General features: G+C 60.1%; 26 protein-coding genes. 11 read left to right on the top strand and 15 right to left on the bottom strand.

Annotation, left to right across the window (positions count from 1 at the left end):
- Window positions 1–38: 38 nt before the first annotated feature.
- On the bottom strand, window positions 39–2,411 hold the full coding sequence (locus AC2FEE_RS14070) for a mechanosensitive ion channel domain-containing protein (RefSeq protein WP_496865946.1): 2,373 nt from the start codon (window positions 2,409–2,411) through the stop codon (window positions 39–41).
- 358 nt (window positions 2,412–2,769) lie between these two features.
- On the opposite strand from AC2FEE_RS14070, the gene AC2FEE_RS14075 reads away from it, so the two are divergent.
- The 7 genes from AC2FEE_RS14075 to AC2FEE_RS14105 are packed head-to-tail and all read left to right on the top strand — an operon-like array spanning window position 2,770 to window position 9,264.
- Window positions 2,770–3,984 carry a glycosyltransferase family protein gene (locus AC2FEE_RS14075; RefSeq protein ID WP_496865947.1) on the top strand — a complete coding sequence of 405 codons (1,215 nt, stop codon included), beginning with the start codon at window positions 2,770–2,772 and terminating at the stop codon, window positions 3,982–3,984.
- A complete protein-coding gene (locus tag AC2FEE_RS14080; RefSeq protein WP_496865948.1) occupies window positions 3,981–5,228 on the top strand; it encodes a glycosyltransferase family 4 protein in 1,248 nt (415 codons plus the stop codon). The genes AC2FEE_RS14075 and AC2FEE_RS14080 overlap by 4 nt, the downstream gene beginning before the upstream one ends.
- Entirely contained in the window at window positions 5,228–6,304 is a 1,077-nt protein-coding gene (locus AC2FEE_RS14085) for a glycosyltransferase family 4 protein (RefSeq protein WP_496865949.1), read from the top strand. Before AC2FEE_RS14080 ends, AC2FEE_RS14085 begins: the two co-directional genes overlap by 1 nt.
- Window positions 6,301–6,885, top strand: a complete 585-nt coding sequence (locus AC2FEE_RS14090) for a histidine phosphatase family protein (RefSeq protein WP_496865950.1) — start codon at window positions 6,301–6,303, stop codon at window positions 6,883–6,885. Before AC2FEE_RS14085 ends, AC2FEE_RS14090 begins: the two co-directional genes overlap by 4 nt.
- Window positions 6,882–8,021 (top strand): glycosyltransferase family protein, encoded by a 1,140-nt coding sequence (locus AC2FEE_RS14095; protein WP_496865951.1) that lies wholly within the window; start codon window positions 6,882–6,884, stop codon window positions 8,019–8,021. Before AC2FEE_RS14090 ends, AC2FEE_RS14095 begins: the two co-directional genes overlap by 4 nt.
- The gene (locus tag AC2FEE_RS14100; protein ID WP_496865976.1) at window positions 8,018–8,791 is read left to right on the top strand and encodes a polysaccharide deacetylase family protein; all 774 of its coding nucleotides are present in this window, start codon (window positions 8,018–8,020) and stop codon (window positions 8,789–8,791) included. Before AC2FEE_RS14095 ends, AC2FEE_RS14100 begins: the two co-directional genes overlap by 4 nt.
- A complete protein-coding gene (locus AC2FEE_RS14105) occupies window positions 8,788–9,264 on the top strand; it encodes a class I SAM-dependent methyltransferase (protein ID WP_496865952.1) in 477 nt (158 codons plus the stop codon). The genes AC2FEE_RS14100 and AC2FEE_RS14105 overlap by 4 nt, the downstream gene beginning before the upstream one ends.
- Here the strand turns inward: AC2FEE_RS14105 and AC2FEE_RS14110 are convergent, their stop codons facing one another.
- Window positions 9,265–10,404 (bottom strand): alpha-D-ribose 1-methylphosphonate 5-triphosphate diphosphatase, encoded by a 1,140-nt coding sequence (locus AC2FEE_RS14110; RefSeq protein ID WP_496865953.1) that lies wholly within the window; start codon window positions 10,402–10,404, stop codon window positions 9,265–9,267.
- 52 nt (window positions 10,405–10,456) lie between these two features.
- Here AC2FEE_RS14110 and AC2FEE_RS14115 point away from each other — a divergent pair, with 52 nt between their 5' ends.
- Complete coding sequence (locus tag AC2FEE_RS14115; protein WP_496865954.1) at window positions 10,457–11,140, top strand: DUF1045 domain-containing protein; 684 nt, start codon at window positions 10,457–10,459, stop codon at window positions 11,138–11,140.
- Here the strand turns inward: AC2FEE_RS14115 and AC2FEE_RS14120 are convergent.
- From AC2FEE_RS14120 to phnG, 7 genes are all read right to left on the bottom strand, one after another.
- A complete protein-coding gene (locus AC2FEE_RS14120) occupies window positions 11,122–11,670 on the bottom strand; it encodes a ribose 1,5-bisphosphate phosphokinase PhnN (protein ID WP_496865955.1) in 549 nt (182 codons plus the stop codon). The two genes, AC2FEE_RS14115 and AC2FEE_RS14120, sit on opposite strands and share 19 nt — an antisense overlap.
- Window positions 11,667–12,350 carry a phosphonate C-P lyase system protein PhnL gene (gene phnL / locus AC2FEE_RS14125; protein ID WP_496865956.1) on the bottom strand — a complete coding sequence of 228 codons (684 nt, stop codon included), beginning with the start codon at window positions 12,348–12,350 and terminating at the stop codon, window positions 11,667–11,669. The genes AC2FEE_RS14120 and phnL overlap by 4 nt, the downstream gene beginning before the upstream one ends.
- Before the next feature lie 11 nt (window positions 12,351–12,361).
- Window positions 12,362–13,132, bottom strand: coding sequence for a phosphonate C-P lyase system protein PhnK (gene phnK, locus AC2FEE_RS14130; RefSeq protein WP_496865957.1), 771 nt, complete (start codon window positions 13,130–13,132; stop codon window positions 12,362–12,364).
- Window positions 13,129–13,989, bottom strand: coding sequence for an alpha-D-ribose 1-methylphosphonate 5-phosphate C-P-lyase PhnJ (locus tag AC2FEE_RS14135; protein ID WP_496865958.1), 861 nt, complete (start codon window positions 13,987–13,989; stop codon window positions 13,129–13,131). The genes phnK and AC2FEE_RS14135 overlap by 4 nt, the downstream gene beginning before the upstream one ends.
- A gap of 261 nt (window positions 13,990–14,250) precedes the next feature.
- Entirely contained in the window at window positions 14,251–15,342 is a 1,092-nt protein-coding gene (locus AC2FEE_RS14140; RefSeq protein ID WP_496865959.1) for a carbon-phosphorus lyase complex subunit, read from the bottom strand.
- A gap of 3 nt (window positions 15,343–15,345) precedes the next feature.
- Complete coding sequence (gene phnH / locus AC2FEE_RS14145; protein ID WP_496865960.1) at window positions 15,346–15,921, bottom strand: phosphonate C-P lyase system protein PhnH; 576 nt, start codon at window positions 15,919–15,921, stop codon at window positions 15,346–15,348.
- The gene (phnG, locus tag AC2FEE_RS14150; RefSeq protein ID WP_496865961.1) at window positions 15,921–16,379 is read right to left on the bottom strand and encodes a phosphonate C-P lyase system protein PhnG; all 459 of its coding nucleotides are present in this window, start codon (window positions 16,377–16,379) and stop codon (window positions 15,921–15,923) included. Before phnG ends, phnH begins: the two co-directional genes overlap by 1 nt.
- A 103-nt stretch (window positions 16,380–16,482) precedes the next feature.
- Between phnG and phnF the strand changes: the two genes are divergently transcribed.
- Complete coding sequence (phnF, locus tag AC2FEE_RS14155; protein ID WP_496865962.1) at window positions 16,483–17,193, top strand: phosphonate metabolism transcriptional regulator PhnF; 711 nt, start codon at window positions 16,483–16,485, stop codon at window positions 17,191–17,193.
- A gap of 87 nt (window positions 17,194–17,280) precedes the next feature.
- Here the strand turns inward: phnF and AC2FEE_RS14160 are convergent, their stop codons facing one another.
- The 5 genes from AC2FEE_RS14160 to phnC form a co-directional block, all read right to left on the bottom strand.
- Window positions 17,281–17,895, bottom strand: coding sequence for an LbetaH domain-containing protein (locus AC2FEE_RS14160; protein ID WP_496865963.1), 615 nt, complete (start codon window positions 17,893–17,895; stop codon window positions 17,281–17,283).
- 21 nt (window positions 17,896–17,916) lie between these two features.
- The gene (gene phnE / locus AC2FEE_RS14165; protein WP_496865964.1) at window positions 17,917–19,284 is read right to left on the bottom strand and encodes a phosphonate ABC transporter, permease protein PhnE; all 1,368 of its coding nucleotides are present in this window, start codon (window positions 19,282–19,284) and stop codon (window positions 17,917–17,919) included.
- Window positions 19,281–20,162, bottom strand: coding sequence for a phosphonate ABC transporter, permease protein PhnE (phnE, locus tag AC2FEE_RS14170; RefSeq protein ID WP_496865965.1), 882 nt, complete (start codon window positions 20,160–20,162; stop codon window positions 19,281–19,283). The genes phnE (AC2FEE_RS14165) and phnE (AC2FEE_RS14170) overlap by 4 nt, the downstream gene beginning before the upstream one ends.
- 65 nt (window positions 20,163–20,227) lie before the next feature.
- Window positions 20,228–21,130: a phosphonate ABC transporter substrate-binding protein gene (gene phnD, locus AC2FEE_RS14175; RefSeq protein ID WP_496865966.1), complete on the bottom strand. Its 903-nt coding sequence runs from the start codon at window positions 21,128–21,130 to the stop codon at window positions 20,228–20,230.
- A gap of 66 nt (window positions 21,131–21,196) precedes the next feature.
- Window positions 21,197–22,018 (bottom strand): phosphonate ABC transporter ATP-binding protein, encoded by an 822-nt coding sequence (gene phnC, locus AC2FEE_RS14180; protein WP_496865967.1) that lies wholly within the window; start codon window positions 22,016–22,018, stop codon window positions 21,197–21,199.
- Window positions 22,019–22,180: 162 nt separating this feature from the next.
- Here phnC and rpe point away from each other — a divergent pair, with 162 nt between their 5' ends.
- A complete protein-coding gene (gene rpe / locus AC2FEE_RS14185; RefSeq protein ID WP_496865968.1) occupies window positions 22,181–22,867 on the top strand; it encodes a ribulose-phosphate 3-epimerase in 687 nt (228 codons plus the stop codon).
- Here the strand turns inward: rpe and AC2FEE_RS14190 are convergent.
- Window positions 22,864–23,529 carry a Crp/Fnr family transcriptional regulator gene (locus tag AC2FEE_RS14190; RefSeq protein ID WP_496865969.1) on the bottom strand — a complete coding sequence of 222 codons (666 nt, stop codon included), beginning with the start codon at window positions 23,527–23,529 and terminating at the stop codon, window positions 22,864–22,866. The two genes, rpe and AC2FEE_RS14190, sit on opposite strands and share 4 nt — an antisense overlap.
- Window positions 23,530–23,851: 322 nt before the next feature.
- Here AC2FEE_RS14190 and AC2FEE_RS14195 point away from each other — a divergent pair.
- Window positions 23,852–24,138: hypothetical protein (locus tag AC2FEE_RS14195; RefSeq protein WP_496865970.1), on the top strand; the 287-nt coding region annotated here is incomplete at its 3' end.

Raw genomic sequence — 24,138 nt, forward strand, 5'->3', positions numbered from 1 at the left:
CTCGTCAGAGATACAATCCAAAGCGACGGAAGCCACCCTTAGCGGTCATCCCCTCCGGGGCCGATATCGTCCAGATAATCTTCGTCAATCGCAGCCTGCACCGCACCTGTCACTGCTTCACGCTGTTTCGGCGACAGGTCTTCCGGGTCTTTGCCCTCGGCCAGCCGAACAGTGACCTCGCGATGGGCGAACTTGATGCCTTCGCGCGCGAACAGTTCGCGGATTTCCTGATACACCTTCTTGCGCACCAACCACTGATCCCCTGGCTTGGTCATGAACTTGACCCGGATGATCATCGCCGAATCCTGCATCTCGATCACACCCTGTGATTTCAGCGGCTGGATAAAGTTCTCACCAATCACCGGGTCGCTCAGCAGTTCCTGACCCAACTTCTTGATCAGTTTCCGCACCTTCTCGACATCCGTGTCATAGGTCACGCGCAGCGGCAGCTTCATGATCACCCAATCGCGGGAGTAATTGGTCAGCACCTTGATCTCGCCAAACGGAATGGTATTCAGCGCGCCCAGATGGTGCCGCAGTTGAAACGAGCGGACCGAAATCTTCTCGACCGTGCCTTTCACATCGCCAATGTCGATGTACTCCCCTTTGCGGAACGCATCATCCATCAAGAAGAAGGCGCCCGAAAAGATGTCCCGCACCAACGTCTGTGAACCAAACCCAACGGCCAGACCCACCACACCGGCGCCCGCAAACAGTGGACTGACATTGATACCCAGCTCCATCAGCGCGATCAGCACAATGGTGACAACAACCACAGCCAGAATCGCCCCGCGGAACAGCGGCAGCAGAGTAGCCAAACGGCTTTGCCCGCCTTCGCCACCTTCATCGCCCAGTTCCGCCTCGTCGCCACCATCGTCGATTTCCTCGGCGATTTTTGTGTCGATCCAGATGCGGAAAAAGTTGAACAAAATGTACCCGATGAACAGGATGACCATCACGTCCAAAGCGCGCCCGATCGGCAGGTCCTCGCTCCAGCTGGCATCGGGGTTCCAGATCACAACAAGGGCATAGAGGCCAACCACAAAGGCCAGAATGCCAGCCACGCGGCGAGCCAGGTCCTCATAGGTCAGGAGGCGGTGCTTGCGTACCTCGGCCTCGACAGTCTCGACCGGTTCTTCAACCTCTTCCGAGGCACCGTCTTCGGCGTTCATTTCCTCCATCTGGCGGTTGCGGTCGAAGTAACGCTCAAGCAGGTAGTTCATCGCCCCATAGGCCACCACCACCGACATGAAGATCGCATAGCTGCTGGCCACGATCGGCAGCGAATTCTCGTTCTCCAGCACCAGATCAACCGCCAGCTTGAACCAGCTGAACACAATATAGACGATCAGGACTGGCGCCCATGCAAAGGAAATGAACCGCAATATCCACGACACCTCATCCGGTCCCCGCCCACCACGAATAGCGTTGGAAATGGCCCGCGCGTTGAACAGGATCATCAGAACATTGCCCAGCGCGCCGAACATCGTCAGGCCACCATAAACCATGGCATAGACGTTGTAGTTCAACCCGAAATCCGCAACCCAGGTCGCAAACAGCACCACCGAGATATCATAGGTCGCAAGCGCTGAGGCCCAGTAATACAAGCGCTTTGCGTCCCTGTCGGAAAAAGGCGGCAGACGGTATTGGCTCAGATAGGGCGACAGCACCATCCGCCACAGGTCAGACACCGTACGCGACAGGAAAAACGCCGTGAAGATTGCCGTCACCGTGAACTGAATCGAGATATCTTCAGCCTCGCCAAAGAACAAATATCCCACAATCAGCGCCATGATCATTGCAAAGACAGTGGCTCCGATGCCCATGAAAAACCGGAACACCAGAAACGGCATCTTTTCCCGGTAACCCTGCGGGTTCTCTTTGGACCGGGCCACAACCAGTTTTTTGGCCATGCGCTTGCCGTAAATCTCGGTAGACAACCAGCGCCCCAGCAGCAGGAACAGGATATTCCAGAACAGAACTTCGACATAGGTCTGAATGCGGCCATCGGGGCTGGTCTGGCGCAGAATGTACTGCACTTCGAAGATCGAATAGGGCAAGGCCTGCAGCCGCGACTCCATAGACTCGCGGAACTTCGAAAACCTCTCCTGCGCCTTCATCAGCTGCGAGCCGTCACCCATCGGATCATGGGTTTCATCCGCTGCGGCGCTGGTCTGATCGCCCGACGACACGATTTGCCCCGCGCTGTCGATGACAATCACGCTGGCTCCGGCTTCGGTCGCGGCCCGTATGGCATCGGCCAGTTCGCCCTCGGCGCTTGTGTCAGTCTCGGAACTGGAACCAGAACTGTACCCCGGTATCAAAGGCGTCTGCGCCGCCGCTCCGGTGACAAAGGCCGCTGCAATTGCCCAGAGCAACAAGGCCATTCCAGCTGGAAATTTGAGTTTCATCGAGTTTTTCGTCCAATCCGCGTGATGCACCACAGATTACCGAAGCGCCTAAGTGTATTCAAATACTCAGCCTTTTACTTCCCAAGATCGTGTCAATTCGTGTTCCCGCTGCAATGATTGCGACATCAGTGTTTGCAACCTTACAAAAACTGAATATGACCAATCCTGTAAACTGGGTGGAATGGCGACATCAGGGTTTGGAAACATCCGCAATTCCAAAAGCGCCGGATGTTGCCATTTCGCAATGCTTGTCGAATTTGCACAATCACGTCACCCCCTTTGGCAAGCGGCGGCAAAGAATATACGGTAACGGGTGTAAACGCGCGGATTTGCACCGAGAAACACGACAGGCGAAGGCATGAGCCTAGGAATACAAAACGACACCACCGGCCGGGCGCCGCGCATCCTTTTCTACAGCCACGATACGTTCGGATTGGGGCATCTGCGCAGATCGCGCGCTCTGGCTGCAGCCATCACGCAGGCCAATCCTGAGGCGTCCGCCCTGATCCTGACCGGATCCCCGGTAGCGGGCCGATTCACCTTTCCGCGCCGGGTTGATCATGTGCGCCTGCCGGGCGTGACCAAACGCGCTGATGGGTCATACGCGGCCCGGACAATCGGCATGGGGATCGAAGAGGTGACCGAACTACGCGCGGGCCTGATCCAGACCGCCGTTCAGCAATTCGACCCCGATATGCTGGTCGTGGACAAAGAGCCCACCGGCTTTCGCGGCGAGTTGCTGCCGACGCTTGAAAGCCTGCTGCATTCGCAACACACCAAACTGGTGCTGGGCTTGCGCGACGTGCTGGACGAGCCCGAAGTTCTGGCCGCCGAGTGGGAGCGGAAAGAGGCTCTGGCGGCGACCGAACGGTTCTACGACGAAATCTGGGTCTATGGGCTGCGTTCAATCTATGACCCGACCAAGGGCTTGCCGCTCAGCCACGCGGCACAGTCGCGCATTCACTGGACAGGTTACCTGCGCCGCGATCTCGGCCCGGTCGGGGAACCGCCCGAACAGCCCTATATCCTGATCACGCCGGGTGGCGGTGGTGATGGCAAAGCGATGGTCAACCTTGTCCTTTCCGCCTATGAAAAAGACCCAACCCTGTCGCCGCGCGCGGTGCTGGTCTATGGCCCCTTCCTGTCCGGCGAGCTGCGCGAAGACTTTGAAGCCCGCGTTGCCGCGCTGAACGGGCGGGTGACCGCTGTTGGCTTTGAATCCCAGATCGAAACGCTGTTTGCCGGGGCCGCCGGGGTGGTCTGCATGGGCGGCTACAACACGTTCTGCGAGGTTCTGTCTTTCGACAAACGTGCTGTGATCGTGCCCCGCACAACGCCGCGGTTGGAGCAATGGATTCGCGCTTCGCGCGCCGAAGGTCTGGGCCTCGTCCAGATGCTGGACGAAAACCGTGACGGTCTGACCCCGGATGCAATGATACAGGCGATCCGCAGCCTTCCGCATCAGCCTCTGCCATCGCAGGCCATCCAAGGCGGCCTGCTGGACGGGCTGGACTATGTCATCGACCGGGTTGATGCCCTGCTGAGCCGGGAACAGGAACGGGCCACCGGATGACAACACCTCAGCCGAAACTGGTGGTGCTGGTCAAAGGGTGGCCGCGCCTGTCCGAGACGTTCATCGCGCAGGAACTGGTCGCCCTGCAGGAGGCCGGGCACAGCTTTGACATCTGGTCGCTGCGCCACCCGACCGATGTGAAACGGCATCCGCTGCATGACCGGTTCCGGGGTCAGGTGCGCTACCTGCCTGAATATCTATACGAAGAACCCCAGCGCGTCTGGGCTTCACGCCATGCAGCACAAATTCTGCCCGGATATGCCGAGGCCTACCGGGTCTGGCGCGCCGATCTGCGCCGTGATCCGACCCATAACCGCATCCGCCGCTTTGGTCAGGCCTGCGTTCTGGCTGCCGAACTGCCCGAGTCGACGCGGGTGATGTATGCGCATTTCATGCACACCCCGTCCTCGGTCGCGCGCTATGCCGCCATCATGCGCGGCCTGCCATGGAGCTTTTCGGCCCACGCCAAGGACATCTGGACCTCGCCCGATTGGGAAAAAACCGAGAAACTGCAGGCGCGGACCCATGGCGCAGCCTTCGGCGCGACCTGTACCGCCATCGGGGCCGAGCATCTGCGCAGTCTTGCCGATGACCCTGCACGGGTTGATCTGATCTATCACGGGTTGGACCTGGCCCGTTTCCCCGCCCCGCCGGACCGCGCCCGGCGCACCCCGGATGCACCGTTTCACATGCTGTCGGTCGGCCGTCTGGTTGAGAAAAAGGGTTTTGACCGCCTGATCGACGCCTTCGCCATGCTGCCAGACACGCTGGACTGGCACTGGACCCATATCGGCGGCGGCACACTCGGCGACACCCTGCGCACTCAAGCCGAGGCTGCAGGGGTATCACATCGGATCACGTGGAAAGGTGCCTGCGACCAACCCGAGGTGATCGCGGCAATGCGCGTATCCGACCTGTTCGTACTGCCCAGCCGGATTGCAGCGGATGGGGACCGTGACGGGCTGCCAAATGTGCTGATGGAGGCCGCATCTCAAATGCTGCCAATTCTGTCGACGCCGGTATCGGCCATTCCCGAATTTATCGAAACGGGAACCCATGGCGTATTATCCGACGACGATCCCGCCGCGCTGGCCGCCTCTATCACGCGCCTGGCCGCCGCGCCCCGCCAAACCGCGTCGATGGCCAGCGCCGCCTATGACCGTCTGATCGCCGAGTTCCGCATGGATCCCGGCATCGCCCGCCTGTCAGAACGGCTGCGCGCGCTGGGTGCGGACACGGTCTGATGGCAAGGATCGCCTTCTACACGCCAATGAAAGCGCCCGACAGCCCGGTGCCGTCAGGGGATCGCGAGATGGCGCGCAACCTGATGCGGGCGATTGGAGCACAAGGCGACACGGTGGAACTGGCCTCACGGTTGCGCGTCTATGACAAGGTTGGGGACACGCAAATGCAGGCTGCATTGCGCGCCGAAGCCGACGCCGAGGTTCAGCGTTTGATCGATGACCTGCCCACGGACACCGCGCTTTGGGTGACATATCATAACTATTACAAGGCGCCGGATCTGCTGGGGCCGCGCATCTGCAAGGCGCGGAACATTCCCTATGTACAGCTGGAAAGTACCCGCGCAACCAGCCGCCTGAACGGCCGCTGGGCCGGGTTTGCCCAATCCGCGCATGACGCCTGCGATGCGGCACAGGTGATCTTTTACCATACCGCAAATGATCTGATCACGCTGGAACGGGAACGATACGGAGCACAGCGTCTTGTGGAACTGCCCCCTTTCCTGCCCTTGCCGGAACTGCCGCCCGCCTCGACCTGCGATGGCCCGATGCTGACAGTGGGCATGATGCGGCACGGTGACAAACTGGCATCTTATACCCTTTTGGCGCAAACGCTCGCCCTTCTGCCCGGCGACTGGACACTGAATATCGCGGGTGACGGTCCCGCCCGTTCCGAGGTCGAGGCACTGATGGCCCCGTTCGGTGCAAAGGTCCGGTTTCTGGGGCAGTGCGACCGCGACATGCTGCAGGCTCTCTACACCAAGGCTTCCCTACTGGTCTGGCCCGGTGTCAACGAAGCCTATGGCATGATCTACCTTGAGGCTCAAACCAGCGGCGTGCCGGTTGTCGCTCAGGACCGGCCGGGCGTGCGGGACGTGCTCGTCCCATCCGACTACCCCAACGTGGATGCAGGGCCAAGGGGACTGGCCGCGCGGCTTAACACTTTGCTGAGTAACCGGCGCCTCCGTCTGACACTGGGGGCTGAAGCCCGCGTACGGATGGCCGAACGCCACCTGATGGCAGCAGCCACCGACCGGTTCTGGCAGGCCGCGCGCCCCTTGGTGGAGGCCACCCGATGACCCGGCTGGCCTTGTTGCGACATGGACACACGCACTGGAACCGCGCGGGTCGCATTCAGGGGCGTAGTGACATTCCGCTCGATGATGACGCCCGGGCCGAACTGGCTGTCACATACCTACCCGCGCCGTGGGACGGCGCAACCCTCTGGTCCAGCCCGTTGCAGCGGGCCAGTGAAACCGCCCGTCTTGTCGCCGGGCGCGATCCGCTGACTTCGGATGCGCTGACCGAGATGAACTGGGGCGATTGGGAAGGTCTGCGCGGGATCGATCTGATTGCAGACCCCGACAGTGGCTACCGCCATATCGAGGACTGGGGATGGGGGTACTGCCCGCCAAGTGGTGAGACCCCGGCCGAGGTCTGGGAACGACTGCAGCCCTGGTTGAACGGGTTGACGGGCGACACGGTTGCAGTCTGCCATATCGGCATCATGCGGGTCATTCTGGCCCGCGCCTGGGGTTGGAACTTCGACGGTCCCGCTCCCTTCAAAATCAAGCGCAACCGCCTGTATATCGTTGATATGTCAAATATGACGCCCCTGCCCGAACCCATTCGCCTGATCCGGCCCGAGGCTTCCTCATGAAGGTCATGATCGTTGTCACCCACCTGCTGGGCACCGGGCATCTGAGCCGCGCCCTGACACTGGGCCGGGCCTTTCTAAGCGCGGGGCACGAGACTTTTGTTATTTCCGGCGGGATGCCGGCACCGCAGCTGGACAGTTCTGGCATGACCCTGCTGGGGCTGCCGCCGCTTTGCTCGGACGGTACTGATTTCACCCGGTTGTTAACACTGAGCGGTGACGTGGCAGACCGGGCCTATCTGGCGGCACGCGAAACCGCGCTGGTCGAAGCCGTGCGGAGTTTTGCGCCGGACATTCTAATCACCGAGCTGTTTCCTTTTGGCCGCCGATCATTGTCTTCCGAATTCACCGCTACGCTTGAGGTCGCACACAACCTGCCACGCCGTCCGGTCATTCTGGGATCAGTCCGGGATATTCTGGCACCACCTTCGAAACCGTCGAAAGCAGAACGCGCGGAAGAATTTGTGTGCGGGTACTATGACGGTATCCTCGTCCATTCCGACCCCAACGTTGTTCCGCTGGAGGTCAGCTGGCCAGTGACCGACCGGCTGCGCGAGCGTTTATTCTATACCGGTTTTGTCGCCCCCGAAGCCCCAGCGACGCACCCCGATGCGGTCGGCAAAGACGAGATTCTGGTCAGCGCGGGTGGCGGATCAGTTGGCCAGCCGATCTTTCGCGCGGCCATCGAGGCCGCCCAAAAGATGCCCAACAGGCGTTGGCGCCTGTTGGTGGGCGGCCAGAACGCACCCGCACGCATTGATCAGTTGCAACAAATGGCTGGCGATGCCCCGGTTACCCTTGAACCGGTACGCCCCGATTTCCGGCAGATGCTGCCTCTCGCTGCAGCTTCGGTCAGCATGTGCGGCTACAATACCGCGCTGGACATCCTGCAATCGGGAACACCTGCCGTGTTCATACCCTTTGACGATGGCAAAGAGGTCGAGCAGAGCCTGCGCGGGCAGAGCCTCTCGGACCTGCCCGCTATCGAGGTATTGCCCAGCAAGAAGCTTGACGGAACGGCTTTGGCGCAGGCTGTTGCGGCGGTCATGTCCGACGGCCCGCGCACGGTATACTCCGAGAGCTTTGACGGAGCCGCCAGATCGGTTGCGATCGCATGTTCTTTGAAAGGGCGGGCATGATCATCGACTGGCACCCTTTGAAAACCGAGTTGGACGCCTGGCAGGCGCAGGGTTTGACCCTGCCCCTGTGGTGGCGGGACGATGACGCGGTATCAGCAACGCCGCAACTTGGAACACTGTCAGAGCTGTCCCGGTCGCTCGACCTGCCTGTCCATCTGGCGATCATCCCCCGTGATGCCGATGCGGCGTTGGTGGATTATGTCCGGAAGCGCAACACGCTGGTTCCGGTTGTGCATGGCTGGGCACATCAGAACCATGCACCGCCTGAGGAAAAGAAGTCCGAATTCCGGCTGCACAGACCTATGCCGGATATCCTAGCCGATGCACGCGCAGGACTTGAACGACTGCATGCGCTGGTCGGAGACAGGCTGTGCCCGATCTTCGTGCCTCCGTGGAACCGGATCGCACCCGAGGTGGTGCATGAATTGCCGGCCCTGGGTTATCGCGTTGTCTCGACTGCGACATCACGCAAAGCACGAATGCCCGCGCCCGGGTTAGAGCAGATCAATACCCATCTGGACCCGATAGATTGGCGTGGAACGCGGGGACTGGTTGCGCCGGACAAGTTGATCACTCAAATGGTCGACCTTTTGCGGGACCGCCGCGAAGGGCGGACCGACAACGCCGAACCTTTCGGCGTACTGACCCATCATCTGGTCCATGACCCCGATATCTGGACCTTCACCGAAGACCTGCTGCGCAGGCTTCTGGACGGCCCAGGTTTTGCCTGGACCTTGCCTGCTAACACATCAACCGGAGACCCCGAATGAGCCGACTGGATTCCATGCTGCGCCGCCTGACTGCGCAACGCGACGGGCTGAACTGGGCTGTCGCTCAGATCAGCGATATGCAGGGCGACGTTCTGGATATGGGGCTGGGCAACGGCCGCACTTATGATCACCTGCGGGAAATCCTGCCCGAGCGGCGCATCTGGGTGATGGACCGGGTGTTGCAATGCCACCCGTCCAGTACACCTCCGGCCGAGAACTTCCTGCAGGGCGAAGCGGAACCCATGCTGGAGAAACTGGCCGCTGGCGGGGCCAAGATCGCGTTGGCGCATTATGATTTCGGGCGCGGTATCAAGGAAGAGGACGTGGCCGAGGCCGCACGCCTCAGCCCTTTGATCGCGCAGGTGATGCGGCCCGGGGGGTTGCTGATCTCGGGTCAGCCCCTAGTGGGATTCGAACAGATCAGCGGCCCGGACACAATAGCGCCGGACCGGTATCTTTTCTATCGCGCCTGATCAGGCCACGCGCCGTCCGCGTGACCAGACACCGTTCAACGCCGGCGCGCCTTCGCGCATACGGAAGCGGATGACGTCTGCACGCGCGCCTTGACGCAACTCTCCGCGGTCTTCCAGCCCGACAACGCGCGCCGGAGTCTTGGTTACGGTCCGCAGACCGCGTGCCATATCGCCCCACCTCTCGCCCAGACGAGCCGCCGACAACAGCAGAGCAGCCGGAACGTAGTCCGAGGACAGAATGTCAAGATGACCCAGATCGGCTAACTCGTGTGCGGCCACATTACCGGAATGCGATCCGCCCCGGATCACGTTGGGGGCTCCCATCATCACTTTGATGCCGTGATCGTGGCAGGCACGGGCAGCTTCGACCGTGGTGGGGAACTCGGCCAGACGTATACCATGAGCGGCGGACACCGCCACCTGTTCCTGCGTAGTGTCATCATGGCTGGCCAGCATCGCGCCAAAACGCCGGGCTGCCTTGACGGTTTCAACCTCGTGCCGGTCGCCATACCGGTCGCGCAGTGCCTTGAGCTGTGCGACATGCTGCAGGAAATCGTCATCGGTCATGCCGTGCTTGCCCTTCATATAGGCCTCAAGCTGCGACATATTCCGAAACTGTCGCTGCCCCGGCGTGTGGTCCATCAGTGACACCAGCCCCACACGATCTTCGGGGCCAAATTCGTCCAGCTCAGCCACCAATGTTTCAGAACAGACTTCGGCCCGCAGATGCAGAAAGTGGCTGATCTTCAGCGCGTCCTGTTCGCGCAGCTGCCAAAGCTCGCGGGATAGATCGCGGGCGTATTTCCTGTAACGGTTGCCGCTGGGGATCGAACCGATGCGCATCGCATCGAAGACCGTCGTGATCCCGGTACTGGCCAATTCGGCGTCATGGGCCAGGATCGCCGCCGCATGAGGCCAGTCGACCCTGGGGCGCGGCTGGATGTGACGCTCAAGATTGTCGGTATGCAGCTCGACCAGTCCGGGGCTGACAAAATCGCCGCCGCAATCGACCGCCCCTGCCGGAACGGTCCGACCCGTGGCAACATCGGCAATGGTGTCACCCAGAATCCGTACGCTGCCCGTAACGGCCTCATCCGGAAGAACAAGTGTGGCATTGGCAAGGATCATTTCTTCTGTCATCTGAACTTCACACGTTCTGAGCTATTGGGAAGGCCACGCTAAGGAGGCCAATGTGACATTCTCGCGATACGCTATCTACTTTGCGCCGCCAGCCGAGGCTGAATGGGCGAAATTCGCCACTAACTGGCTGGGATGGGACATTGAAACCGGCAAGGCCATCGCGCATCCAGTGATTGATGGCGTGGACGTCGCCACCGTCACCGAGGTGCCGCGCAAATACGGGCTGCATGCGACGATGAAACCGCCCTTCTGCCTGCATGACGGGCAGTCGCTGGAGGCTCTGAGTGACGCTTGCGCACGGCTTGCGCAGGCGCAATCTCCGGTCACGCTGGACGGGTTGGAAATCGCTCGCCTCGGCCGGTTTCTGGCCCTGCGCCCGTTGGGGGATGAGGACGCGCTGAATAAACTGGCCGCCGCCTGCGTGCGCGATCTGGACAGCTTTCGCGCTGCCGCGTCCGAAGCCGAGCTGGAGCGCCGCCGCGCGGCTGGACTGTCGCCCGAGCAGGACGCCAATCTGGTGCAATGGGGTTACCCTTACGTGATGGAAGCGTTCCGCTTTCACATTACCCTCAGCGGTAAACTGAGCAAACCAATGCTGACAACGGTTCAGGAGGCACTGCAATCGCAGCTTGCGCCCCTGCTGCCCGCACCGTTCCAGATCACCGAACTGGCCCTTGTAGGCGAGGCCGAAGACGGGTGCTTTCACCTGATCCATCGCTACGCCCTTTCCGGTTGAAGCCGGGTCAGGATGGCTGAAATCGTTGCCTGCAGCGGGCCTGAGTTGTCGATCTCGATGACGCGCACCAACCCATCCGGCAATCGGGTGCTGGCCCGTTCCAGCCGCCGCACCTGTTCCTCGGCGCATTCACGGGCCCGCGAGGACAAACGTTGCACCAGAACCTCGGGATCGGCGGTCAGAGAGATTACGATCAGATCGCCAAACACCTCCTGCGCTTGCAGCAACACCGAGCGGGACATGTTCACCAGCACCGCGTCCGTGTGAATCCGCAGATCGTCAATTGCCTTGGGCACCCCGTATAACAACCCATGCGCGGGCCAGTGCAGCGCAAAGGCGCCTGCGGTCACCATCTGCTGAAAGACATCAACGGACACCCGGTCGAAATCTTCGCCCTCTTCGCCTTCGGGGCGGGTGATCACCCGGCGGGCACGGCTCATACCCGGCACGCGCGCCTCCAGCGCCTCCATCACGCTGTCTTTGCCGACGCCCGAGGGTCCAACGACCGCTATGACAGGCGCAAGGCTCATGCGGCCACACCGGGTGTGAAGTCCGAGACGTTGATCTCACGATCACAGACCCGGTCGCGCGCGCCAACATCGTGGAAAATACCCACGATCGCAGCGCCACGCGCTTTAGCCTCTTCGATCAAGGACAACACCGTTTCCCGGTTCTGCACATCCAGCGAGGCCGTGGGTTCGTCCAGCAACATCGCCGGATAGTCATGCGCAAATCCCCGGGCGATGTTCACCCGCTGCTGTTCACCACCGGAAAAAGTGGTGGGGCTCAGCGCCCAAAGTCCTTCAGGAATGTTCAACCGCGCCAGCAAAGCTGCCGCCCTGTCCAGCGCCGCCTGCCGGTCACACCCAATGGCCAACACAGGTTCCGCCACCACCTCCAGCGTCGGGACCCGGGGCACCACCCGCAGGAACTGGCTGACATAGCCCAATGTCTCGCGGCGCAGCGCCAGAACCTCACGCGGCTCGGCCTGTGCCACATCCAGACCACCGACCAGAACCTGTCCGGACGCGGCCAGATAATTCCCATAGATCACCCGCATCAGGGTGGACTTCCCCGCCCCCGACGCCCCGGTCAGCGCAACACACTCACCGGGCGCGACCTTCAGCGAGGCCCTCTTCATCACCGGGATCACCGCACCACCCTGATTGTGCAGAGTGAAGCTCTTGCTGACATCCTTAAGTTCGATCATCGCCTTCACCTTCAAACCTGAAGAACGCTGGACACAAGCAACTGCGTATAGGCGTGTTGCGGATCGTCCAGAACCTGATCGGTCAAACCAGCCTCGACTACGTGGCCGTCCTTCATAACCATCAGCCGGTCCGCCAACAGGCGCACCACAGCCAGATCATGCGTAACAATGATGGCGCTCAACCCCATTTCACGCACCAACCCGCGCAGCAGGTCCAGCAGTCGCGCCTGAACCGAGACATCCAACCCGCCCGTCGGTTCATCCATGAACACCAGCCGAGGCCCCGTCACCAAGTTACGAGCAATTTGCAGACGTTGCTGCATCCCTCCGGAAAACGCGGTTGGGCGGTCATCGACACGGGTGCCGTCGATCTCGACCCGCCCCAGCCAGTCAAGCGCCCGGTCGCGGATGGCACCGTAGTGACGGTCGCCGACGGCCATCAGCCGCTCACCGATATTGCCACCGGCACTTACCGACATGCGCAGACCGTCGCGGGCGTTCTGGTGAACAAAGGCCCAGTCGGTACGGCCCAACATGCGGCGTTCGGGTTCCGACATCGTCACAGTATCTATGGGGCCATCGGTAAGTGTATCAAAGACCACCTGCCCCGCGTCCGGTTCCAGATGCCCTGCAAGGCAGTTCAGCAAGGTCGATTTTCCCGAACCGCTTTCACCGACGATACCCATTACCTCACCGGGGTAAAGGTCGAAGCTGACACCAGCGCAGCCGACCCTCGCGCCATATCGCTTTTCGATGCCTTTGACCTGCAACAACGGAGTCATGCTGCGCTCTCCTTGCTCAAGCGTCCTTCGTGGCCCTGCGCGCGGCGGGACCGGCAGTAATCGGTGTCAGAGCAGACAAACATCCGGTTACCCGCGTCATCCATGATCACCTCGTCCAGATAGCTGTCTTCGGCACCACACAGGTCGCAGAGGTGGTCAGCCTTGCTGGCCTCGAACGGATAATCCTCGAAATCGAGGCTGACAACTTTGGTATGAGGCGGCACCGCGTAGATCCGCTGCTCGCGCCCGGCCCCAAACAGTTGGATCGCGTCCATCTCAAGCTTGGGGTTATCGAATTTCGGGATCGGAGACGGGTCCATCACGTATCGCCCCGAGACCTTCACCGGATAAGCGTAGGCGGTCGAGATCGCCCCGTGCTGGCTGATGTCTTCGTACAGCTTCACATGCATCAGCCCGTATTCCTCCAGGCTGTGCATCTTGCGTGTCTCGGTCTCGCGCGGCTCCAGAAATCGCAGCGGTTCCGGGATCGGCACTTGGTAGACAAGAATCTGATCCTCGGTCAGTTTTGCTTCGGGGATACGGTGACGGGTCTGGATGACCGTGGCCTTTTCGGTTTCCTCGGTGGTTTCAACCCCGGCGGTGTTCTCAAAGAACTTGCGGATCGAGACGGCGTTGGTGGTGTCATCCGCGCCCTGATCAATCACCTTGAACCTGTCATCCGGCGTCAGCGTCGCGGCCGAGACCTGCACCCCTCCGGTGCCCCAACCATAGGGCATCGGCATCTCGCGACTGGCAAAGGGCACCTGATATCCTGGCACGGCCAACCCTTTCAGGATGGCGCGGCGGATCATTCGCTTGGTTTGCTCGTCCAAATATGCGAAATTGTAGTCATTCATTTTTGTACTTCGCTTTTTAATTGGTGTTTTTATGGACGTAATTGTTATTGCCGCGTTCTTTCTGGTCATATTGGCGTATATCTTCAGACATAATCGACACGCCAAACATCGCCACCGCGCGCAGAAGAGAGACCGAAAAGGGATCTGGAGTTCGGTTGGCGCATCGCATCTGTGTTCCAAACGCAACAGCGCCCGATCCCGAAAAGCGGAAGCAAGTACAATTCCGGAAAACACCAGCGTTGAACGATCTGGTCCCTGACATCATTCCGCAGCCTCCCTCGGCGTGATCCTTTCCTCTGCCTCGCGGCGCAGCTTGCGGACCAGTTCCAGTTCGGACTGGAAATCCACATAGTGCGGCAGCTTGATATGTTCGAGGAATCCGGTGGCCTGAATGTTGTCGGCGTGGCTCAGGACAAACTCCTCATCCTGCGCGGGGGCGCCCACATTGTCCTCGCCCAGTTCTTCCCAGCGCAGCGCACGGTCGACCAGAGCCATGGCGATAGATTTGCGTTCCGACTGGCCAAAAACCAGCCCGTAGCCGCGGGTGAATTGGGGCGGTTCGGTTTTAGAGCCCTTGAACTGGTTGACGGTCTCGCATTCGGTCAGCTCGACCTCGCCGATCTCGATGGCGAAGCCCAGTTCGGGGACTTCCATCTCGACCGCGACCTTACCGATGCGCAGCTCGCCGACAAAGGCGTGGTTGCGGGCGTAGCCGCGCTGGGTCGAATAGGCCATGCCCAGCACGAACCCTTCGTCCCCCCGGGTCAGCGATTGCAGGCGTAGCGGGCGATCAGCCGGAAACTCCATCGGTTCGCGGGTCAGATCGCCTGGGGTTTCGTCGCTGACCGGTTCATCCTGAATGATGTCCTCGCCCTTGAGAAACTCGGTGATATGCGGCGTCTGCTCCACGCGCGGCTGTGTCTCGGGCGCGGCGGGAACCTCACCTTCGGCGGCCAGTTTGAAATCCAGCAGTCGGTGGGTGTAGTCGAAGGTCGGCCCCAATACCTGCCCGCCCGGCGCATCCTTGAACGTGGCAGAGATGCGGCGATCGCAGCTCATCTCTCCGGTTTCCACCGGGTTGGAATAGCCGAACCGGGGCAAGGTTGTGCGATAGGCACGGATCAGAAAAATCGCCTCGATCAGATCACCACGTGCCTGTTTGATCGCGAGCGCTGCCAAGTCCGGGTCGTACAAGGACCCCTCAGCCATCACCCGGTTTACCGCAAGCGACAATTGTTCGCGGATTTGGGCGATGCTCAGTTCGGCAATATCGGACGAGCCGCGACGCTCTTCAGCCAACCAGGCATGGGCGTTTTCAATGGCTTTCTCACCACCTTTGACTGCTACGTACATCGCCTAATCCTCTGCCCTGATCTTTGTGCTGCGAGGTAGGGCCGCAAGTCTGTCATCGCAGGTGAAGAAAAAGTCGCAGCCCAAGGGGTAAAGCGCCGCGTTGGCCTGAAGCACGGGCACGTCCGGCAAGAACAGCTGCGCTGCATCCCGGATCCCCGGACCGGTCAGTGCAGCGCCTGCCTGTTGCAGGTCGTCGCATTCGACGATCAGTGTTGCGGACCTGTCAGGGTATTCTGGTGTTCCGATGCGATATTGGGTCAGCGTTCCAAGTGCCCGCCATGTTCCAACGGCGAAATCCGCCTCGGTCGCCTCTGAAACTGGCGCGCCGGTGTGAAAGGTCAGCCATTGGCGCACAGCATCCGTGTCCAAGTCGCCCGCCAGATGTACCCGGGTATCCGGGTCACATAATGTCAGCAGCAAGGTCCCCGCCGCCACGGACAACGGTGCTGGCGGCTGAGTGCCCGAGATCAAGCGGATCTCACCCGGCCGAGCCATAACTGTCATCGCAGCACGAAATGCGTGGGCTGCGTCGATCGGTGCGTTTTCGAACCCGCCCGAGAACTGGGTCTGCGCACTCATCAATCCTCTCCCCGTACCAACGTAAAGAACTCGACCTTTGTCGCCGCCGCTTTCGAAGCCCGGGCGATCTTGGTGGCCTGCATCTGTTGACTGAGAGGTGTGATCACCCGGGCGCGAATGTCCTCGGCTGCCTCGGTCTGCATCATTGCGTCGATCAGCGCTGCAACCTTAACCTTGCGTTTCGACCGGCCCTGAACATAGCCGTGCCCAACCGTTCCGTCCTTCAGCACCAGCGAACACCGCGTGACAGTCATTTCTCCAAGATTGAACGACGCGCCTGTACCACCTGTCCGCCCCCGCACCATGACGCCGCCAACCTCAGGGCTGCGGAGCCAGTCAAAGCTCGGTTGCGTGCCAACCTCGCCCCACAACTCCATCAACGCTTGCTCGGGGGCACGGGCCAGCAAGCCCATCCACTCCTTGCGCGCGGCAATCGCTTTATCTTGGTGTTCCGCCATCAAAACCTCTTGGCCGGGTTGTCTACGTGAACTATACAACTAGACAAATATTACACCCCGAAAGTGAGTCCCGCAATCCGCAACACTGTGAAAGTTTGGTGACATGAGCAAAACACCGGTCTGGAAAAGCATCGCTTTGAGCCTGACCTCAGACATCGCCGAGGGGCGCTACAATACCGGAGACCGCCTGCCGACCGAGGCGCAACTGGCTGCGCAGCACGGGGTGAACCGGCACACGGTGCGACGCGCGTTGGCGGATATGGCAGAACAAGGCCTGGTGCACCCAAGACGCGGCGCAGGCGTGTTTGTTGCGGCGCGCCCGACCGATTACCCGATCGGCAAGCGGGTCAGGTACCACAAGAGCGTCTCGGCCAGCGGCAAGATACCCGGCAAGACGATCCTTTCACTGACGACACGAGCGGCGGATGGCTCCGAAGCCGAAGCATTGCAGCTGAAACCGGGCGAAAAAGTGCATGTGTATGACGGGTTATCGCTGGCAGATGGTCAACCCATCGCTCTGTTCCAGAGCATCTTTCCGGCAGACCGCTTACCCGACATCCTGGAGGAATTGCTAGATTCACAATCTGTGACTAAAGCGCTTCAACGCTGCGGAGTCTTGGATTACACCCGCGTTTCAACCCGCCTGACGGCGCGAGCGGCAACAGCAACGCAAGCCTTGCATCTGCAATTGCCCGAAGGCGCGCCGGTGCTGTTTTCGACCGGAGTGAACGCCGATTTGTCAGGGGTGCCAGTTGAGTACGGGCGCACTGCTTTTGCCGGAGAACGGGTGACACTGACATTAAACGACGACTAGTAAACCAAGGTCTCCCGCGCGTCTTCGACCTTCTTGCGGAGGCCTCATCCGGGTTTGGGAGCGTTTCCGCTCCCTGGCACGACAGGCTTATTCGTATTTATCGAGAAAGGCTTCAGCGCTAAGTGAACGGAAATCCAGCAATGCAGTTCGCAGGAGTTGATTGTCCCAGTCCCACCAGGCCAAAGCCAACATCCGGCCGATAATATCCTCTGGGAACCGGCGGCGGATCGGTTTGGCTGTCACACCACCGACAATGGTATACGGGGGCACATCCTTGGTCACCACGGCACCTGAAGCCACAACCGCGCCATGGCCGATCATCACTTCGGGCTTGATGATCGCCGCGTGGCCGATCCATGTGTCATGACCGATCACGGCCTTGCGGCTGGCACGATGGGCAAACCAGTCCTGATCGTCCTCGGCATCGCTCCAGTAATCCGCGGACCGGTACAGGAAATGGTGCTGAGACGCCCTTTCCATCGGGTGATCCGTTGCTCCGACCCGCGTGAAACTGGCAATATTAGCGAACTTTCCGATCTCGGCATTGGCAATATCGCAGGTTCGATCGCAATAGGAGTAATTCCCCCAGACCGAGTTCACGACGCGGCTGCCTGCGCCAATCTCGACATATTCTCCAAAACTGCTGTTCGTAATCTGGCAGTCGGGGTGGATGAACGGCCGGTCCGGGCGCAGGCATGGCATGTCTTTGTCCTTGCTTGCGGGTCAGGCCAACTGCTGCGGCTTTGTTTTCACGCCACGCGGTTTACGCTTTTTTTCCGTCTCGCCCTGGATCAGACGCCGACGCAGCCAGCCCGAGAACCAGTCCATCAGCATCACCATCAGGATGATCAGGACAATGTAATAAGCTACTTCTTCCCAGTCCTTCTGGGTGATGATTGCCTGCGTCAGCAGCAGACCGATGCCGCCGCCGGTGATCGCGCCGATCACGGTGGCACTGCGGGTGTTGGATTCGAGGAAATAGAGCAGCTGGCTCAGCAACACCGGCGTTACCTGTGGGATCACGCCAAACCGATAGCGCTGTGGTGCGTTGGCGCCAGTGGACTGTACGCCTTCGATCTGTTTGTTATCCACGTTCTCCAGCGCTTCCGAGAAAATCTTGCCGAAGGTTCCGGTATCAGTCACGAGAATGGCCAAGGCTCCGGTCAGCGGGCCGGGGCCAAAGGCGCGGGCCAGAACAACGGTCCAGATCAGGGCATCCACGCCACGGACAAAGTCGAACACCCGGCGGGTCGCAAAACGCACGGTTTTCACAGGATTGAAGTTGCGTGTCCCCAGAAAGGCCAGCGGCAGGGCGACCATGGCCGCACCGAGGGTGCCCAGAAACGCCATCAGGATGGTTTCAAAGATGGCCCAGGCCACGTCCTGATGCCGCCACATCTTGTTGGTCCAGAAATCGTTCAGAATGGCACCGGCTTCGCCGTTCACGGCCCGTCCAGCCAGTTCAGGGAAGGACTTGCCGTAATACGGGCTGTCAAGCGTGAACCAGAACAGCTCCCACCCGGTGAAATAGCGGAACACTTCGGACCGGTTTCGGGTTACGGTCAGGCGCCCTGCATCCGTGGTAACCGCCAAGCGGTTCTTGGACACGCTGATCCACGCTGGCACTTCACCCACGGGCAATTCCGCCTGCACCCCGGCCGAGCGCGAAGGCGTCGCCCGAACTGTGCCATAGCCGGGAATGTCAAATTCAACCTTTTCGGGACCAAAACGCACGACGTGGCCTTTTTCCAGAGCAATCACCGTGGTCTCGCCGAACGTCACCCAGTCTGGGGCCTGACCCTCTGGATGAGCGCCCTTGCGTTCCCCCTCGATGGCCGCAGAAACCTCGCCCGAGCGGTTGTCCCGTTTGACATGGATTTTGTAACTATAGGTGTCCGACAACAGCGTTTTGCCGTTTTCCCAGTTCGCACGCGCTGCCAGACCCGGCACATCGAAGGCAAAGAAAACGTAAACCAGATAGGCCAGAAACAGTGCAGGCAGGCCGAAATTCATCAGCCGTTTGCGGTTGAAATTGCGGTCCGCCTCGGCCTTTAGCTCATCAATGGTCAGGTTGTCTGCGAAAGTGCTCATGCCGTGGCTCCTTTTTCTGACCCGTGGACCAGACGGTCGCGCAGATAACCCGAGATTTGGTCCACGACGACGATTGCGACGAACAGAAGGATGAAAATGGCCGCCGCTTCGTCATAGCGCCCCTGTCCCCAGGACATCGCATTGCGCAGCTCATAGCCCAGACCTCCGGCACCGACGAACCCCAGAATGGCAGAGGCGCGGATGTTGATCTCGAACCGCAGCAAGGCATAGCTGACATAGTTCGGCCCGACCTGCGGGATCACGCCCAGATACATGCGCTGCGACCAGTTTGCGCCCACCGAGTGCAACCCCTCGACCGGCTTCAGAGAGGCATTTTCGTTCACTTCGGAAAACAGCTTGCCCAGCGCGCCAGCCGTGTGAATGGCGATGGCGATCATTGCAGGAACCGGGCCACCGCCCAGAATGAAGATCAGAACCAGCGCGATAACAATTTCCGGGACTGCCCGGAAGATATCCGAGACACGCCGGAACAGCGGGATCAGCGGCGGCCAGTAGGCCATCCCCCGCGTCGACATCAGCGACAGGAAAGTCCCCACAATCGTGCCGATCAGGGTCGAGGCCGCGGCGATATTCAGCGTCTCGACCAGCGCCGGGAAAAACTCGACAAGATTTGTGGGCATCTCGGCGATTTTTTCCCAAGCCTCCGACAGGACCTCGGCCGGATAGTCCAGAATGCGGTGCCAACCGTCGATGAAACCGCCCGCGTTGCGGTCGTCAGCAGTACGGAAACCGGCGGCCATCGTGGCCACGAACAGGACCAGAAGGGTACCACCATAAACCCATTTGCGTCGCGCCATCGCGGTATAGTCGTCGCGGATCTGATGGACGGTCGAGGACGCAGCAGTCAGGTCTGTCATGGAATGCTCCTGAGTGGAAACGAGGCCCGGTTTTTCACCGGACCCCGATCAGTGGATATGCAGGCTTAGTTGGATTTCAGCTTGCGTGCTTCAATGATGACTTCGTAGGCGTCATGGGTGATCGGATCAAAGCTCTTGGCCTCACCTGCAGCCACGCCGTAGAAACATTTCTTGTCTTTTTCGCTCAGCGTGTCCCACAGCTCGGTCACTTTGGCTTTGACGTCTTCAGGCAGCGCCTTGCGGACCACAACCGGGCCTTCCGGGATCGGCTTGGATTTCCAGATTTCGACCATGTCGTTCATGTCGACCAGACCGGCATCCACAGCGCGACGCAGCGCGCCCGACTGGTAACCGTCTTCCCATTCGCCCAGTCCGTCGGCCCAGGTTACGCCGCCATCAACGTCGCCATTATTGACCGCAACGATGGTCTGCTCATGGCCGCCGGTGAACTTTACTTCGCCGAAGTAGCCGCCCGTTTCCATGGTCGCACCGGTGGCCTGCGGGATTTCGATCGAAGGGATCAGATAGCCCGAGGTTGAGTTCGGGTCACCGAAACCAAAGGTCTTGCCCTTCATGTCTTCCAGCGAGGTGATGCCGCTGTCCTTGCGGGCAAAACCAATCGAGTAGTAACCATAGCCGCCATCGGTGTTGACCTTGACCAGAACCGGCTCAACGGCTTCAGGATCGGACAGATATGTCTTGGCATAACCGGACGCGCCCAGCCAAGCCACGTCGATGGTACCGCCCAGCAAGCCTTGGATCACCCCGTTATAGTCGGCAGGTGCGAACAGTTTGGCCGGGACGCCCAGCACCTCTTCGGTGTAAACGCGCAGACACTCGTTGTTGTTCAGACGATCCTGAGCGTTCTCGCCACCCAGAATACCGATGCGGAATTCACTGATTTCCTGAGCCAAGGCCGGCGCGGCCAATGCAGTGGTCGCAACAAGGGCAACAATGAGATTTTTCATCTGTCTCTCTCCAGTTTGATTACCCCGGCCTTTCACCGGACCGGGCGATGAAAGGGGGTGGTTGGCTCAGATGGTGGCTTCCGCTTCCATCAGGGCCTTCTGGGTGGCGTCCAGCGTCTCTATCTCGGTCGAGGTCGCCTCTTCCGAAAAGCTGGCATCGGCACCATAAATCTCGCGGGCAACGCCGGTGGTCAGCTGTTCGGGCAACCCGTCAAAGACGATGCGCCCGTCGCGCATGCCGATCACGCGGTCGCAGTACCGGCGCGCGGTGTCCAGTGTGTGCAAGTTGGCAATGACGGTGCGGCCGTCCTCTTCATGGATGCGGCGCAGCGCCTGCATCACCACTTGCGCGTTCATCGGGTCCAGCGAAGCGATGGGTTCATCCGCCAGAATGATCTTGGGGTCCTGCATCAGGGCACGTGCAATGGCGACACGCTGCTGCTGACCGCCTGACAGAGCCTCGGCGCGCTTGGGGGCATGCTCGACAATGCCCAAACGGTCCAGAATGTCGATGGCGCAGTGAATCTCATTCTTCGGGAAAAGGTTGAACATGGTCGCCAGCGTCGAGTGGCGGTTCAGAGTTCCATGCAGCACGTTCGAGACCACGTCCAGACGCGGCACAAGGTTGAACTGCTGGAAGATCATCGCACAGTCGGCCTGCCAGGCGCGTTTTTCACGTCCTTTCAATTGGGTGATATCGCGCCCTTCGAACAGGATCTGACCGCCGCTGGAATCCGTCAGGCGGTTGACCATCCGCAACAAGGTAGACTTGCCCGCGCCCGACCGGCCGATGATCCCAATCATGCATGGCTTGTCCACATCCAGTGTCGCCGCATCCACGGCAATAGTGTCGCCGAACCGTTTGATCAGTTTTTCGATACGCAGCACGTGCCACCCCCAATTCGTGTTGGCGGTCAGCTACAGGGGCCACTCAACGGCTGTGTGTCAGAGTAGTGAAAGTTTTGTAACGGCACTCAATTCGCGGGGGCTACCCTTTGCAGCGCGGCACAGGTATACGCGGGCCGACTCTTCAGCTGACACGAGGCCGCCATGAGCTTTGACCGCACCATCAAGATCGCCCCGTCGATCCTGTCCGCCGATTTCGCCAATTTCGGACAAGAGATTCAAGCCATCGAGGCCCAAGGCGCCGATTGGGTCCATGTCGACGTGATGGACGGCCATTTCGTCCCGAACCTGACGTTTGGCCCGCCCGCCGTCAAAGCGTTTCGCCCGCATGTGAAGACGGTGATGGATGTGCACCTGATGATCACGCCCGTCGATCCCTACATTCAGGCCTATGCCGATGCTGGAGCCGATATCCTGACCGCCCATGTCGAGGCCGGACCGCACACCCACCGCACCCTGCAAGCCATCCGCGCCGCTGGTATGAAGGCCGGTGTCGCGCTTAACCCCGGCACCCCGGCCGAGGCAGTCGAGCACCTGCTGGACCTGACCGACCTTGTCTGCGTCATGACCGTGAACCCCGGTTTCGGCGGTCAGAAGTTCATCGACATGACCAACAAAGTGCGCAAGCTGCACCAGATGATCGGCGACCGCCCGGTGCATATCGAGATCGACGGCGGCGTTGATCCGCAGACCGCACCTCTGGTGGCGGCCGCAGGTGCCGATGTTCTCGTCGCCGGATCGGCCGTTTTCAAAGGCGGCTCGGTGTCCAATCCCGAAGTCTACGGTGAAAACATCCGCGCCGTTCGGGCCGCGGCTGAATCCGCGCTCTAAGGGATCTGCACTCTCGCCGTTTGCAGAAAGCGCGAGATTTCAAGCCCGAGGCTCGCTTCTATGGAAATCGCCAGGTCTGGCTGTTTCCGAAGTTCAGCGTTCAGATCGGACATGTCCCAATCTATGACACGTGACGGCCCAAGCGCCGTCACGGTCACTGGCGCCATAAAACCCTGATCTCCGCTCAGGAACGCCGTCCCGCCGAGGAAGCGACCCCCGCCCAGCGTATCGACACGATTGCCATTCACTTCGACGCCGACTTCTCCGTCTACGATCAGCGACAGGCGCGGAACGGGGGCGCCTTGTGCCAACAGCTTTGTCCCGGCCGGGACGGTTTTCCAGACGCCCGACTTAAGCAGATTGTACGCGTCACGTTCGCTGAAATTGCGCAGCGCGGTTTCGTACAGGTGCCGTTCCGTTTCGGTAAATGGCACCGGGCGGCGTTCCAACAAAAGGCGTATGATCCAAAAGATGTTGATGCCCGTGAAGAACAGGTTCCACCCGATCGGAGCCCAAAGCGGCGTGCTTTGCAGATAGTAGTACGGCAACAGGATCAGCGCCCCGATCACCGTCAGCACCCGCAACCAGAAAATGTCTCGGACCGAATAGGAAATAAGGTAAAAGACATTCGCCGCATTCACCAACAGGTCCAAACCCAACATACCATGCCTCGTCTACTTTGCGCACCACATAGTGCGGTACGCTTTTAAGGGAGCATGGTGAGTTTAGACGCGCCGTTACCCGGTATGGAAGGTTTCTGTGCAACTCCCGAACCGGGCGTCATATATCGGAAAAGGCGAAGGTCTACTTGGAGTACAAACGCTGTTGGGGTGCATGCTTGTTCGAATGCTCCGAATAGCAGGCTGTCAGCTTAACCCTTTTACCTGGACGTGATCCGCCTGCACCGCCTTCGACACCCTCTTCATCCAATATAGCCGTTTGCATGTCATCCAGATCTTTGCTGTGCAGGATGCGTGTGCCGTAATGTACGAACTGAAGCCCAAACATGGTTTTCCCCATCTTCTGACCCCTTGGCGTATCAACCCGAGCTCAGGCGGGTTTTTGATGCGTTCAAGCGGATGTGATTGCAACATGAGAGCAAATGGCGTGGCTCAGATCCGGCGCTCTTTGCCTCAAGGCTTACATGGGGTCACTTCTTCTCCAAATGATGAAGACAGGATTAATCCGCAGGGTTGCGCATTGAAAAAGGCCGCCCCTTTTGGAGCGGCCTTCTTAGGCTCACCGATGTGCCTGGCTGAAGCCCGGCCTAC

The sequence above is a fragment of the Ruegeria sp. YTSC199 genome, assembly GCF_059609725.1.